Annotated in this window: 10 protein-coding genes and 1 pseudogene; 8 read left to right on the top strand and 3 right to left on the bottom strand. The window is 72.3% G+C overall.

The features are described 5' to 3' along the window. Position 1: 1 nt before the first annotated feature. Positions 2-973 carry a carboxymuconolactone decarboxylase family protein gene (locus ACH4KB_RS31425; RefSeq protein ID WP_398069377.1) on the bottom strand — a complete coding sequence of 324 codons (972 nt, stop codon included), beginning with the start codon at positions 971-973 and terminating at the stop codon, positions 2-4. A gap of 167 nt (positions 974-1,140) precedes the next feature. Between ACH4KB_RS31425 and ACH4KB_RS31420 the strand changes: the two genes are divergently transcribed. The 4 genes from ACH4KB_RS31420 (at position 1,141) to ACH4KB_RS31405 (ending at position 7,075) form a co-directional block, all read left to right on the top strand. Further along, positions 1,141-2,304, top strand: coding sequence for a sensor histidine kinase (locus ACH4KB_RS31420; RefSeq protein WP_398069375.1), 1,164 nt, complete (start codon positions 1,141-1,143; stop codon positions 2,302-2,304). Then, positions 2,301-3,023, top strand: a complete 723-nt coding sequence (locus ACH4KB_RS31415; protein ID WP_398069373.1) for a response regulator — start codon at positions 2,301-2,303, stop codon at positions 3,021-3,023. Before ACH4KB_RS31420 ends, ACH4KB_RS31415 begins: the two co-directional genes overlap by 4 nt. 86 nt (positions 3,024-3,109) lie before the next feature. After that, complete coding sequence (locus ACH4KB_RS31410) at positions 3,110-5,332, top strand: NADP-dependent isocitrate dehydrogenase (protein WP_398069371.1); 2,223 nt, start codon at positions 3,110-3,112, stop codon at positions 5,330-5,332. A gap of 123 nt (positions 5,333-5,455) precedes the next feature. Further along, a complete protein-coding gene (locus ACH4KB_RS31405) occupies positions 5,456-7,075 on the top strand; it encodes a molybdopterin-dependent oxidoreductase (RefSeq protein ID WP_398069369.1) in 1,620 nt (539 codons plus the stop codon). Between the two features lie 48 nt (positions 7,076-7,123). Here ACH4KB_RS31405 and ACH4KB_RS31400 read toward each other — a convergent pair whose 3' ends face one another. Further along, entirely contained in the window at positions 7,124-8,188 is a 1,065-nt protein-coding gene (locus ACH4KB_RS31400) for a biotin/lipoate A/B protein ligase family protein (protein ID WP_398069594.1), read from the bottom strand. Between the two features lie 111 nt (positions 8,189-8,299). Here ACH4KB_RS31400 and cobF point away from each other — a divergent pair, with 111 nt between their 5' ends. Continuing rightward, entirely contained in the window at positions 8,300-9,088 is a 789-nt protein-coding gene (gene cobF, locus ACH4KB_RS31395; RefSeq protein WP_398069367.1) for a precorrin-6A synthase (deacetylating), read from the top strand. Positions 9,089-9,177: 89 nt separating this feature from the next. Here the strand turns inward: cobF and ACH4KB_RS31390 are convergent, their stop codons facing one another. Further along, positions 9,178-9,375, bottom strand: a complete 198-nt coding sequence (locus ACH4KB_RS31390) for a hypothetical protein (protein ID WP_398069365.1) — start codon at positions 9,373-9,375, stop codon at positions 9,178-9,180. Between the two features lie 556 nt (positions 9,376-9,931). Here ACH4KB_RS31390 and ACH4KB_RS31385 point away from each other — a divergent pair. The 3 genes and pseudogenes from ACH4KB_RS31385 to ACH4KB_RS31375 form a co-directional block, all read left to right on the top strand. Then, positions 9,932-10,492 (top strand): annotated as a pseudogene (locus tag ACH4KB_RS31385) (5-methyltetrahydropteroyltriglutamate--homocysteine S-methyltransferase); the annotation flags it as partial. 436 nt (positions 10,493-10,928) lie between these two features. Then, the gene (locus ACH4KB_RS31380; protein ID WP_398069363.1) at positions 10,929-12,467 is read left to right on the top strand and encodes a pyridoxal phosphate-dependent decarboxylase family protein; all 1,539 of its coding nucleotides are present in this window, start codon (positions 10,929-10,931) and stop codon (positions 12,465-12,467) included. 61 nt (positions 12,468-12,528) lie between these two features. Continuing rightward, positions 12,529-13,920, top strand: a complete 1,392-nt coding sequence (locus ACH4KB_RS31375; protein ID WP_398069361.1) for a lysine N(6)-hydroxylase/L-ornithine N(5)-oxygenase family protein — start codon at positions 12,529-12,531, stop codon at positions 13,918-13,920. Positions 13,921-14,079: the final 159 nt, after the last annotated feature.

The following is a 14,079-nucleotide window of genomic DNA, read 5'->3' as shown; positions in this document are numbered from 1 at the left end:
CTCACCCCTGGGACGCCAGCCCCGCCTCCACCCGTTCCACGGCCAGCATCGCGCCGAAGGCGACCAGGTGGACCAGACAGTGATCGGTGAACGGCGGTACCCGCCAGGCCTTCACGTCCTCGGTCGTCATCCGGTACGGGGCCCGCGCCGCGAGCAGCGCCAGCCTGGCCCCCGGCCGCTCCGCCCGGTCCGGCAGCCCGTCATCCGTCAGCGGCAGCGGCGTGAACCCGTCCCAGGCCGCCACCGATTCCCGTACGTAAGCGGCGTCCGGCTCGTCCAGCAGCCCGGCGCCCGCGTGGGCCGCCGCCCGCAGGGCGCCGAAGGCCGCACCCACGGGGGTGCCCGCGGCCCAGGACGGCTGCGGGCTCCCGGTCCCCAGCAGCGGAAGGCTCAGCCCCGGCTCCGGGCGGGCACGAACCGCACGGACCAGGGCGTGCCCCGCCTCGGTGTCCAGCAGTTCGGCCGGGTCAGCGCCGCCGGACGCCGCCTCCTCGTCGACGAGGGCGGAGACGATCCGGTTGATGAAGTGGAACGCCAGCGCGGAGCCCACGAACTCCGGTGCGTCGTCGGCGGCGAAGGGCCACGGCCCCCGCATGTCAGCTCCCCAGGCCAGCAGTCGAGCGTGGACCGGGTCCGCCGGCCGCTCGCCCCGGGCCAGTGAACCGGCCAGTTGCCGGTCGCCGCCCGCGTACAGCAGCAGGGTGTGCGCGCCCACGCAGAACGGGCAGCGATTGGCCAGCGACACCCCGTACGTCACCAACTCCTTCTCCGTTCGCGAGGCGTGGCCAGACAGCAGGGACTCCCGCATCAGGGCCCAGGCTCCCGCCATCAGATCGGGCGCGGCGGACAGCGCGACGAACGGCAGAGCGCCTTCGATACCGAAGTCGCGGGTCAGCTGGGCGTGGACTGCGGCGGCCGTTCCCGTCGTCCTGTCGGCGGGTTCGGGTGAGGTGAAGCGGAAAGGTGAGGTCATGCCCCGGATACTGGCGGTCGTGAGCGCTTCGGTGCGTCGTACGGGGGAAGGCAGTCGGGGCTGTTCCGCACGGGCCGGCCGGACGCCCGGCTACTTCCCCGGGAGTAGTCCCGGGCCCCTCTCCGAGGAGGACGCGGCCGCCACCGTACCGGCGTTAGGCTCCGCACATGCAGGGGGACAGCGCACGACGGGCGTATCTGCTGGACGGGGCGCTCGCCGCCGCCATCACCGCGGCGGTCGCCGCGGCGGCCTGGGCGGCCTCCTCGCCGAGCGCCCTCGACCTGCTGCTCATCGGGACCGGTTCGCTCGCCCTGGCCGGACACCGGCGCGCCCCGCGGGCGGTCCTCGCGGTGACGGCCCTGTGCCTCTTCGGGTACGTCGTCCATGCCCAGCCCGGCAGTTGGGCGGCCTTCCCGGTCGTCGTCGCCGTCCACGCCGCCGCCCGCAGCGGACACCGGGCGTACGGCATCGGGGCCGGGGCGGCCTTCCTCGCCGGATACGCCGGTGTCCTGTCCGTCTCCGGGCCCGGCGCGGAGGAGACCGTCGAGCGGGCGCTGCTCCTGCTCGGCTGGTTCCTCTGCGCCTCGGTCACCGGACTGATCGACAAGAACTGGCAGGCCTATCTGCACCAGACGGAGCAGCGGGCGCTGGACGCCGAACGTACCCGCGAGGAGACGGCGTTGCGTCGAGCGGGAGAGGAACGCCTGCGCATCGCCCGCGAGTTGCACGACTCGCTCACCCACTCCATCTCGATCGTGAAGCTCCAGGCGGGCGTCGCCGTCCACCTCGCCCGCAAGCGCGGGGCCACCGTCGACCCCGCCCTGCTCGCCATCCAGGAGGCGGGCGGCGAGGCCATGCGCGAACTGCGCGCCACGCTGGAGGTCCTGCGCACGGACGGGCCGGAGGAGCCCCTGTCCACGGGCGCGGGACTGGCGCGGATCGGGGAGCTGACCGAACGCGCCCGGGCGGCCGGGATCACGCTGTCCGTCCGTACCGACGGCGACGCGCGCACCCTGCCCGAGGACGTCGACCGCACCGCGTACCGCATCGTCCAGGAAGCCCTGACCAACGTCGCCCGGCACGCGGGCCGGGCGAGGACCGCCGTGCGGATCGGCTACGCGGAGCGGATCCTCACCGTCGCGGTCCTCGACGAGGGCCCGTGCGCGCCCGGCTCCGCCATCACCCCGGGCACCGGGCTCACCGGCATGCGCGAACGCGTCGCGGCGCTCGGCGGCACCCTGGTCGCGGCCCCTCGACCGGACGGCGGATTCGCCGTCCACGCGGAACTTCCACTCACCCTTCCGCTGCCCGGCACCGTGAGCGCCCGGTGAGCGCGCGCGGCCCCCTGCGCGTCGCGATCATCGACGACCAGGCACTGATGCGCGCCGGATTCCGGGCCCTGCTGGACGCCGAGGAGGACATCGAGGTCGTCGGGGAGGCCGCGGACGGCCGCGCCGGGCTCGACCTCGTCCGCGAGCAGACGCCCGATGTGGCGCTCCTGGACATCACCATGCCCGTGATGACCGGGATCGAGGCCACCCGCGCGATCACCGCCGATCCCCTCCTGGCCCCGGTGCGGGTCGTCATCCTCACCAACTACGGACTGGACGCCTACGTCTTCGAGGCGCTGCGTGCCGGAGCCGCGGGCTTCCTCCTGAAGGACACCGAGCCCGCCGAACTGCTCCGGGCGATCAGGGTCGCCGCCGCAGGCGACGCCCTCCTCTCGCCCGCGATCACCCGCAGGCTGATCGGCGAGTTCGTCGCCCGCCCTCCGGACCGCTCCACCGCCCCCGGACTGGAGTCCCTCACCCGACGTGAGCGGGAGGTCACCGCGTTGGCCGCCCGGGGCCTCAGCAATGACGAGATCGCCGTCCACATGGTGGTCAGTCCCTTCACCGCCAAGACCCATGTGAGCCGCGCGATGATCAAGCTCGGCGCCCGCGACCGGGCCCAGCTCGTGGTCTTCGCCTATGAGTCCGGGCTGGTGGAGCCCCGGTCGCGGACCGACGAGGGCCCGACCTCGGCACCCGGACGCGCCCACGGTGTGTGAAGCCGCGCGGGGGCCTTGTGGAGCCTGGCACGTTGAAGAGATATCTTGATGTCAAGCAATGTTGCAGACGTGGAGCGGAGCACCCGGTGACTGACTCGACCATCATCTATACGCACACCGACGAGGCCCCTGCCCTGGCGACCTACTCGTTCCTGCCCGTCGTCGAGGCCTACGCCTCGACCGCAGGCGTCACGGTCGAGCGCCGTGACATCTCCCTCGCGGGCCGGATCATCGCCAGTTTCCCGGAGCACCTCAAGGCCGAGCAGCGTATCGATGACGCTCTCGCCGAGCTCGGCGAGCTGGCCAGGACGCCCGGCGCGAACATCATCAAGCTGCCGAACATCTCGGCGTCGATCCCGCAGCTCAAGGCCGCGATCGCCGAGCTCCAGGGGCAGGGCTACGCGCTTCCGGACTACCCGGACGACCCGCGGACGGACGAGGCCAAGGACGTTCGCGCCCGGTACGACAAGGTCAAGGGCAGCGCCGTGAACCCGGTGCTGCGCGAGGGCAACTCCGACCGCCGCGCCCCCGCCTCCGTCAAGAACTACGCCAAGGCCCACCCGCACCGCATGGGCGCCTGGAGCGCCGACTCGAAGACGAACGTCGCCACGATGGGCGTCGACGACTTCCGCTCCACCGAGAAGTCCGCGGTCATCGCCGAGGACGGCTCGCTCCGCATCGAGCTGCACGGTGACGACGGCGTCACCACCGTGCTCCGGGAGTCCGTGCCCGTCCTCAAGGGCGAGGTCGTCGACGCGGCCGTCATGCGCGTCGCCGCGCTGCGCGAGTTCTTCACCGCGCAGGTCGCCCGCGCCAAGGCGGAGGGCGTGCTGTTCTCCGTGCACCTCAAGGCCACCATGATGAAGGTCTCCGACCCGATCATCTTCGGCCACGCGGTCCGCGCCTTCTTCCCGAACACCTTCGCCAAGTACGGTGACCAGCTCGCCGCGGCGGGCCTCACCCCCAACGACGGCCTGGGCGGCATCCTCAAGGGCCTGGAATCGCTGCCGGACGTCGGCGCCGAGATCCAGGCGTCCTTCGAGGCCGAGCTCGCCGAGGGCCCCGCCCTCGCGATGGTCGACTCCGACAAGGGCATCACCAACCTGCACGTCCCCAGCGACGTCATCGTCGACGCCTCGATGCCCGCCATGATCCGCACCTCGGGTCACATGTGGGGTCCGGACGGCGACGAGGCCGACACCATCGCCGTCCTCCCGGACAGCAGCTACGCCGGTGTCTACCAGGTCGTCATCGACGACTGCCGCGCCAACGGCGCCTTCGACCCGTCGACCATGGGCTCCGTGCCCAACGTCGGTCTGATGGCGCAGAAGGCCGAGGAGTACGGCAGCCACGACAAGACCTTCGAGATCCCCGCCACCGGCACCGTGCGCGTCGTCGACGCGAGCGGCGCGGTCGTGCTGGAGCAGGCCGTCGGCGCCGGCGACATCTTCCGGATGTGCCAGACCAAGGACCTGCCGATCCAGGACTGGGTCAAGCTCGCCGTCACCCGCGCCCGTGCCACCGGCAACCCGGCCGTGTTCTGGCTGGACGAGACCCGCGCGCACGACGCCAACCTGATCGCCAAGGTGAAGACGTACCTCGCCGACCACGACACCGACGGCCTGGACATCTCCATCAAGACCCCGGAGGAGGCCACCGCCTTCTCCCTGGAGCGCATCCGCCGCGGCGAGGACACCATCTCCGTCACCGGCAACGTACTCCGCGACTACCTCACGGACCTCTTCCCGATCCTGGAGCTCGGCACCAGCGCGAAGATGCTCTCCGTCGTCCCGCTGATGAACGGCGGCGGTCTCTTCGAGACCGGTGCGGGCGGCTCGGCCCCCAAGCACGTCCAGCAGCTCGTCAAGGAGAACTACCTGCGCTGGGACAGCCTGGGCGAGTTCCTGGCCCTCGCGGTCAGCTTCGAGCACCTGGCGACCACCACGGACAACGCGCGGGCGCAGGTCCTCGCCGACACCCTGGACCGGGCGACGGGCACCTTCCTCAACGAGGACAAGTCCCCGAGCCGTCGCCTCGGCGGCATCGACAACCGCGGCAGCCACTTCTACCTGGCCCTGTTCTGGGCCCAGGAGCTGGCGCGGCAGACCGACGACGCGAAGCTCGCCGAGGCGTTCGCGCCGCTCGCCAAGACGCTGGCCGAGCAGGAGGAGACCATCGTCGCCGAGCTGATCGCGGTGCAGGGCTCCCCGGCCGAGATCGGCGGCTACTTCCAGCCCGACCCGGCCAAGGCCGAGGCGGTCATGCGCCCGTCCGCCACGTTCAACCAGGCCATCGCGACCCTCGCCTGACCTGATGCGAGGCGGAGCCGTCCGCCTCACCGAACCGCCCCGGCAGGCCCTGCGCCCGCCGGGGCGGTTCGCGTTCGGAGACCGTACGGGTGAAGGACCAATCCGCAGGGGACGGGGCTCCGAATGACGACCGTGAGTATCAGCCGGAAAGCCCTGACCCGCGGCGCCCTCGCCGCCCTGAGCGGACTGCTCGCGGGATTCGCCTCGCTGGCCGTCGCCGAGCTCGTCTCGGCGGCCGTCAGGCCCGAGGCGAGTCCCGTGACAGCGGTCGGCGGAGCGGCCATCGACCGGACGCCCGCCGGGGTGAAGGACTGGGCGATCCGGAACTTCGGCGAGGACGACAAGCTCGTCCTGCAACTCGGCATCGTCGTCACGCTCGCCCTGCTCGCCCTGGCCGTAGGCCTGTTGGCGCTGCGGCACCGGCGGGCCGGCTCCGCAGCCGTCCTGCTCTTCGGTGTGGTCGGCGCGGCGGCCGCCGTCGGCAGGCCGGACTCCACAGGGCTCGTGGACGGGCTGCCGTCCCTGCTGGGGGCGGTCGTCGGGGCCGTGTTGCTGTACGTCCTCATCGGCCGGCTCACCCGCCCGCACCGGTCCACCGGTCAGGAGCGGGGGCGGGAGAGCGGACAGGACGACGTGCAGGAGCACGAGGCCGGCTGGGACCGGCGGGGCTTCGTGATCGCCGCCACCGCCGCGGCCGCCGCGTCCACGGCGGCCGGCGCCCTCGGCCGGGCGCTGAACAGCCGCAGCAGCCAGAACGCCGTCGCCTCCCGCGAGGCCGTGACGCTGCCGAAGCCGGCCTCGCCCGCGCAGCCGATCCCGGCGGGCGCACAGCTGAGGGTCCGCGGCATCAGCCCCTTCACCACCCCGAACGACTCCTTCTACCGGGTCGACACCGCCCTCGTGGTTCCCAAGGTCGACGCGGACTCCTGGCGGCTCCGCATCCACGGCAAGGGCGTACGCCGGGACCTGGAGTTCACCTACCAGGATCTGCTGGCACGCCCTCTGATCGAACGCGAGATCACCCTCTGCTGCGTCTCCAACGAGGTCGGCGGACCCTACATCGGTCACGCCAGGTGGATCGGCGTGCGCCTGGCCGACCTGCTGAAGGAGGCGGGCGTCAAACCGCCGTCCCGAGGCGGCGAGGCCGACCAGATCGTCGCCCGCTCGGTGGACGGCATGACGCTCGGCACCCCCGTCGAGGACGTCATGGACGGCCGGGACGCGATGCTCGCCGTCGGCATGAACGGCGAACCGCTGCCCTTCGTCAACGGGTTCCCGGTCCGGATGCTCGTCCCCGGCCTGTACGGGTACGTCTCCGCCTGCAAGTGGATCGAGGACATCGAGCTCACCACGTTCGACGACTACGACGCCTACTGGGGGAAGCGCGACTGGGCGCGCGAGGCCCCGATCAAGACCCAGTCCCGGATCGACACCCCCAAGCCCTTCGGGCGTCCGGAGGCCGGCACGGTGATGGTGGCGGGAGTGGCCTGGGCCCAGCACCGCGGCATCGAGAAGGTCGAGGTCCGGGTGGACGACGGTCCCTGGCGGCCGGCGCAACTCGCCGAACAGAGCACCGTCGACACCTGGCGCCAGTGGTCCTACCCTTGGAAGGCGACCCCCGGTGGTCACACCCTGACCGTCCGCGCCACCGACGGCACCGGCGAGCTCCAGACCGAGGAGCGCACCAAGACGGTCCCCGACGGTGCGAGCGGCTGGCACTCCGTCGTGGTGACCGTCGACTGACCGCCCGGGCGCATCCGGGACGTTTCCACGGCACCCCGGGCCACCCTCCTACGGCACCCGGGCGGTCCACTCCGGCGTACCGAACTTGGTGCGTACGAGCTCCTCGGCGCGCGCCAGCTCGGCGTCCGTCACGCTGCCCGCAGTGAGCCCATGGCGCTTGCGGAACGACTCGATCATGCGCTCGATGACGGTCTGGCGGGGGAGCCCGGTCTGCCGCCGCAGCGGGTCGACGCGCTTCTTCGCGGACCGGGTGCCCTTGTCGGACATCTTCTCCTTGCCGATCCGCAGGACCTCCAGCATCTTGTCGGCGTCGATGTCGTACGCCATGGTCACGTGGTGCAGCACGGCTCCCGGCCCGCCGTCCGGCCCGACCATCCGCTTCTGCGCGGCCCCGGCGATCTTGCCGACCTCGGTGGCGATGTCGTTGAGCGGCTGGTACCAGGCCTTGATGCCCATGTCCGCGAGGGCTTCCAGGACCCAGTCGTCCAGATAGGCGTAGCTGTCGGCGAACGACAGACCGGAGACCAGGGACTGCGGCACGGCCAGCGAGTAGGTGATGGTGGAGCTGGGCTCGGCGAACATCGCGCCGCCGCCGGAGATCCGGCGTACGACGTCCACGCCGTGCCGCTCGACGCCCGCCGGGTCCACCTCGTTGCGCAGCGACTGGAAGCTGCCGATGATCACGGCGGGGGAGTCCCACTCCCAGACCCGCAGCGTCGGCGGTCGCAGCCCCGCCGCGACCTCGGCGGTGATGACCTCGTCCAGCGCCATGTGCAGCGCGGGCGACTGCGGGGCCTCGTGGATCAGCTGCCAGTCGTAGTCGCTCCACTCCGTGGCCTGCGCGAGCGCCCGGCGTACGGCGACGGCGACGCCCTCCGCGCTCAGTCCGAGCATCACCGTGGAGTCGGGCAGCGCCGCCTCGATCCGGGCCGCGAGCCCGGCCGTGTCGGTGTTGGCCGGGGCGCCCTCCAGGGCCGCGTCGATCGCGAGGATCGCCTCGTCGGGTTCGAGGAAGAAGTCCCCGGCGACGCGGACGTTCCGCAACGCCCCGCCCGCTACCTCCAGGTCCACCACGACCAGCTTGCCGCCGGGAACCTTGTACTCACCGTGCACAGCCATGCCTCCGCCCTAGGGGCCCGGCCACCGTTGTGAGCCGGACACAAACGTCTACAACGCATGCGCGGGACCGGTTCATCCCGCCCGCCCCTGGCATGATCGGCCGGCATGAGCGACGCACCCCGCCACATCCTCGTCATCGGCATGGGCGCCGGCGACCCCGACCATCTGACGCTCGCCGCGGTGAAGGCCATGCGCCGGGCCGACGTCTTCTTCGTGCTGGGAAAGGGCAAGGAGAAGGACGCGCTGACCCGGCTGCGGCGGGAGATCCTCGACGAACACCTGACCGGTCCCTACCGCGTCGTCGAGGCCGAGGACCCGTGGCGCGACCGCACCCAGCAGGACACCGGGCCCTACACCTCGGCGGTGCACGACTGGCGCCACCGCCGCGCCGACATCTGTGAACGCCTGATCGCCCAGGAGCTCGCACCGGGGCAGTGCGGAGCCTTCCTCGTGTGGGGCGACCCGTCCCTGTACGACAGCACTCTCGCGATCCTCGACGACATCCGGGGCCGCGGAACGGTGGAATTCAGCCACGAGGTGATCCCCGGCATCAGCAGTGTCTCCGCCCTCGCCGCCCGGCACCGCGTCACCCTGAACCGGGTCGGCCGCCCCGTCCACATCACCCCCGGACGACGTCTCGCCCAGGGATTCCCCGAGGACTGCGACCTTGTCGTGATGCTCGACGGCCACGAGAGCTTCACGCAGCTGACGGGCAGGGGATGGTGGATCCACTGGGGCGCCTACATCGGGACCCCCCAGGAGATCCTGGTCTCCGGCCCGCTCGACGAGATGGCCGGCCGGATCAGCAGGCTGCGTGCGGAGGCCCGCGAACGGCATGGCTGGATCATGGACACCTACCTGCTGAGCCGACCGCCCGGCGCGGGCGGCGACTGACGGCCGATGACTGACGGGCCCACGTCGAGGCGCGGGCGGGGAGGGCCTCCGCACCTCGTCGTCGGACCGACAGCGGGTGTCAGGGTTGTTCAGCGCCGGGTCTCGTGCGCCCTGATCATGCCGAGCCCGTGCCCCAGGCTCGGGCATTCGGCGGTGAGGTCGTCGCCCCGCACCAGGTAGTTGTGCACCCGGCCGTCCGCCGGTCGTTCGATCGCGCGATACAGCGTGCCGTTCACGGTGATCGTCCAGTCGTCGCCGTCCTGGGCCCACCCGACTGTCTTCTTCATCTGGCGTTTTCCGTTTCCTCGGTCGGCCTCGCCGCGGGTCGGCGGCCGTGTAGTGGGAAGAAGAACGGCTTGTGACGCTCGGTGGTTCCGCAGTCGCTACGCCATTCGGTTACATCTGTGTCACTGTCACGTCCAGTGAACGCGCCCGAGCTGACTGGCGGTCAGCACGCGCCTGACGAACGGCCGAACGGGCGGAGAACGGGCGTGGCCCGTCGCGGTGTCCCGCCGCGACGGAGTCCGACCCGAGTCGGGGGCAGTCCGCCGACCCGTTCCCCACGTCACCATCCGCAGCACTGGGCCCGGCCGGGTCTGGGAAGCGACGGTCATTGGGTGTCTGCCCCGGCAGACGTGCCCGCGAGTCCGAAGACCTGCCCGTTTCCCGCACGCGACCCGTTCGCGTGCGGAGATCTCGGTGACCTCGTGGGCGGGTCGGCGTAACCATCGGGCGGACGGACACGGTTCCACGTGTCCCGGTCTCCGCCCGATGCGTCATCCGTCCGCGTCCGCGTCCCGTCCCGGGGTCTGTCCCGCAGACACGCTCGCGAAGGAGAGTCACGTGACGGCGAAGCCCGCAGCCGCGGCAGCACAGGCCACCGTGTACGGCTACCCCCGCCAGGGCCGGAACCGTGAACTGAAGAAGGTCATCGAGGGTTACGGGAAGGGCCGCGTCGACGCTGACGCCCTCCGGGAGACCGCCGCCGAGCTGCGCCGGGGAACCTGGCAGCAGCTCGCCGAGGCTGGAGCCCCCGAGGTGCCGACCGGTGATTTCGCGTACTACGACCATGTCCTGGACACCAGCGTCATGGTCGGCGCCGTCCCCGAGCGGCACCGCGAGGCCGTCGGCGCCGACGCCCTCGACGGCTACTTCGCCATGGCCCGGGGCACACAGGACGTCGCCCCGCTGGAGATGACGAAGTGATTCGACACCAACTACCACTATTTGGTGCCGGAGTTGGGGCCGGACGCGGTGTTCGCCGCCGCCCGCGCCTACCGCGAGCTCGGCGGCCACGCCGACCGGCCCCGACTGCTGGTCGCCTCCTACTTCGGGCGGCTCGGCGAAGCGCTGGCGGTCCTGGCGAAGGCCACCGTCGACGGGCTGGCCCTGGACTTCACCGAGGAGCTGCCCACCGAAGCGGCGTGATCCGGGTCCGGTGCGGGAGCGGTCACCACCACTCCCGCACCGGGCCCTGGCCGTACGGCTCCGGAGAGGGCGTCCTCGGCCGGGGCCTGGCTCGACGCCGCGTCTGCGCAGGCCGGAGGAGGCGCCTGCGCTCATGCCGGCATGGGCTGTCGGCTCCGTCCCGACTACGCTCGGGGGAACGGTAGTTCGGACCACGGTGGATCGCCCCGTACGGCGGGAACGTATTCCTTCGCACGGCCGGAGTTAGGTTAGCCTAACCACCGAATACCCGGTTGTGGATCTTTCCGTGACCGGTGCCGCCCCGTGCGGGGCGGCACACCCGCACGACCCGCCGCGCACTCCGACCGAAGGGCTTCGCCATGTTGCGTGCTCAGGGCCTGCCGTCCTGCGAACTCCCCGTGGAGCGTGGGGTGTGAGCGACGGTACGCAGCCGGCTCCCGGCCCGGGAGGTCCGCGGGAGGGCCTCGTCGCGGGCGGCGCGCACGGGCCGGTCCGGCTACGGGCCCTCACCGCGATCGTCCTGGACGCGCTGGAGAAGGCCGCCCCGGCCCGGGGCGGCCCGCTGCCCGCCGGAGGGCCCGAGGCCGTGGCCCGGAACACCCTCGCCCTCTGCGCCCCGGTCCTGCCGGAGGAGGGCATCGGGCCCGAGGCCGCCCTCGGGGGCCTGGTCCGCGCGGTCGCGGAAGGGGCCGCCGATCCGGCCGACCCCGCCTGCGTCGCCCATCTGCACTGCCCGCCGCTCGCCGTCGCCGTCGCGGCGGACCTGGCCGGGGCGGCCCTCAACCCCTCCATGGACTCCTGGGACCAGGCGCCCGCCGCCGGGGTGATCGAAGAGCTGACCACGGCCGCACTGGCCCGCCTGGTCCACCCGGAGGCCCCCGCCCCCGACGCCCTCATCACCAGCGGCGGCACCGAGTCCAACCTGGTCGCCCTGCTCCTCGCCCGGGAGCGGGCAGCCTCCGGCACCCTCCGGGTGGTGACCGGAGCCAACGCCCACCACAGCGTCCACCGCGCCGCGTGGATGCTCGGTCTGCCCGCCCCCGTGGTCGTAGCCTGCCGCAACGGCCGGATCGACCCGGCTGCTCTGGACGACGCGCTGGCCGCCCTCGCCGGAGCGCCGCTGCTGGTCGTCGCCACCGCAGGCACCACCGACGAGGGGCGCATCGACCCACTGCCGGAGATCGCCCGCGTCGCCGAGCGGCACGCGGCCCAGCTCCACATCGATGCCGCCTACGGCGGTCCGCTGCTGTTCAGCGAGCGGCTGGCCCCGCTGCTCGCGGGCCTGGAGCACGCCGCCTCCGTAACGTTCGACCTGCACAAACTCGGCTGGCAGCCGGTCGCCGCCGGAGTGCTGGCCGTCGCGGACGCCGCGATGCTCGCGCCGCTGTCCCTGCGCGCCGACTACCTCAACGCCGACGACGACACCGAGGCCGGACTCCCGGACCTGCTGGGCCGCTCGATCCGCACCACCCGGCGCCCCGACGCCCTGAAGATGGCGGTCACCTTCCGGGCGCTCGGCCGCCGAGGGCTCGGCGAACTGGTGGAGCACTGCGTGCGTACGGCACAGGAGGTCGGCCGGGCCGTCGACGCCCGCCCCGCGTTGCGCCGCCGCCCCGGCGACATCGGGATCAGCACCGTGCTGTTCCGCCCCGCGGTGGCCGACGCGCTGCCGGACGAGGCGGGCGACGCCGTGGTCGCCGCTGTCCGCCGTGCTCTGCTCGCCGAGGGGCGCGCCGTCCTCGGCCGCGCGGTGGCGGAAGACGGCGACGGCCGGCGCCGCCTGTGGCTGAAGGCCACCCTGCTGCACCCGGACGTGGCCACCGCCGACCTGTTGCCCCTGCTCGACCTCGTCACGGCGGCGGCGGACCGTGCGGTGGCCGAAGCGGAGGCGGCCGAAGCGGAGGTGGCCGAAGACGCCGATGCCCCCGTGGCGGAAAGGCTGTCGCCATGACGCACAGGACGCGCCCGGGACGACCCCCCACCGATCCAGCGACCCCCGCCGGAGGAACCCGATGACGCCCGGACCGCGCACGCCGCCCCTCGACCTGCTGGGAGTGGGGGCGGGGCCCTTCAACCTCTCTCTCGCCGCGCTCGCCGACGGCGTCCCCGGGCTGCGCACCGTCTTCCACGAACAGCGCGCCGCCTTCCACTGGCACCCCGGGCTGCTGATCGAGGGCGCGACACTCCAAGTGCCCTTCCTGGCGGATCTGGTGAGCCTCGTCGAGCCCACCAGCCCCTGGTCCTACCTCAATTACCTCAAGGTCCGCCGCAGGCTCTTCCCGTTCTACTTCGCCGAGCAACTCCACATTCAGCGCTCTGAGTTCGACAACTATCTGCGCTGGGTGAGTACCGAGCTCCCCGCCACCCGCTTCGGCCACCGGGTCGACACGGTGGCCTGGGACCCCGGACAGGACGCGTTCGCCGTGGAGTTCACCAGGCTGGGACCCGACGGGGAAACGCTCACCACCGGGCTCGCCCACGCCCGCAACCTCGCCCTCGGCGTCGGCACGGCTCCTCACGTCCCCGAACCGCTGCGGGAGCTGGTCCAGGACCCGGCCGCCGTCGTACTGCACTCCGCCGACTACCTCTCCCAGCGGAACCGGCTGCTGGCCGCCCGCCACATCACCGTCGTCGGCTCGGGCCAGTCGGGCGCCGAGGTCCTGCTGGACCTGCTGCGCTCCCGCCCCGAGGGCGCGGAGGGGCTGACCTGGCTGGCCCGTACGCCCGCCTTCGCGCCCATGGAGTACAGCAAGATCGGCCTGGAGCAGTTCACCCCGGACTACACCCGCTACTTCCACGGACTTCCGCAGGCCGTCCGGGACCGGCTCCTGCCCCGCCAGTGGCAGCTGTACAAGGGCGTCAGCGCGGAGACGCTCGGGGACATCCACGACGAGCTGTACCGGCGCAGCCTCGGCGGAAGCTGGCCCGAGGTGACCCTCACCCCCGGCATAGAGGTCACCGACGCCACCGTCACCGAGGCAGGGCGCATCGAACTCGGTGTCGAACACGGCCAGCAGGAGGCGCGGGGCCGGCTCGTCACGGACGCCGTCGTCCTCGCCACCGGATACCGGGAACGCCCCGTCGACACGCTGCTCGCCGCTCTCGACCCGTACATCGTCCGCGACGAAGCCGGGCGTCCGCAGGTCGACGCGGCCCAACGGCTCGTTCTGGCACCGGAGACAGTTGGTTCCGTCTTCGTGCAGAACGCCGAACGGCACACGCACGGCGTCGGCGCACCGGACCTGGGCCTGGCCGCCTGGCGTTCGGCCGTCATCATCAACGCGCTGACGGGCAAGGAGTTCTACCCGCTGCCCGAACGCACCGCCTTCACCACGTTCGGCCTCGGCGCGCAGGACCGCGGCGACCGGGATCCCGCGTCACGTCCGGCCGAGGAACGGCGGTGACGACGGTGCCGGAACGGCCGCGGGCCGCGCGGTGGGGTTCACCGTGCGGCCCGGGGCGGGGTGTTCTCCGGAAGGGTCAGCCCTTGCGGGTGTTGATCTCCTCGGTGAGCTGGGGCACGACCGTGAAGAGGTCGCCGACGACGCCGTAGTCGACGAGTT

This window comes from Streptomyces sp. NPDC017520 (assembly GCF_044329855.1).
In the GTDB taxonomy this organism is placed as follows: Bacteria; Actinomycetota; Actinomycetes; order Streptomycetales; family Streptomycetaceae; genus Streptomyces.
The sequence above is the reverse complement of the archived record's forward strand: the minus strand, read 5'-3'. Positions and strand labels throughout refer to the sequence as shown.

Bases quoted from the DNA above. Each gene is read 5' to 3' on its own strand.
- ACH4KB_RS31375 (WP_398069361.1), top strand. From the start codon at position 12,529: ATGACGCCCGGACCGCGCACGCCGCCCCTCGACCTGCTGGGAGTGGGG.
- ACH4KB_RS31425 (WP_398069377.1), bottom strand. From the start codon at position 973: ATGACCTCACCTTTCCGCTTCACCTCACCCGAACCCGCCGACAGGACG.
- ACH4KB_RS31405 (WP_398069369.1), top strand. From the start codon at position 5,456: ATGACGACCGTGAGTATCAGCCGGAAAGCCCTGACCCGCGGCGCCCTC.
- ACH4KB_RS31420 (WP_398069375.1), top strand. From the start codon at position 1,141: ATGCAGGGGGACAGCGCACGACGGGCGTATCTGCTGGACGGGGCGCTC.
- cobF (WP_398069367.1), top strand. From the start codon at position 8,300: ATGAGCGACGCACCCCGCCACATCCTCGTCATCGGCATGGGCGCCGGC.
- ACH4KB_RS31390 (WP_398069365.1), bottom strand. From the start codon at position 9,375: ATGAAGAAGACAGTCGGGTGGGCCCAGGACGGCGACGACTGGACGATC.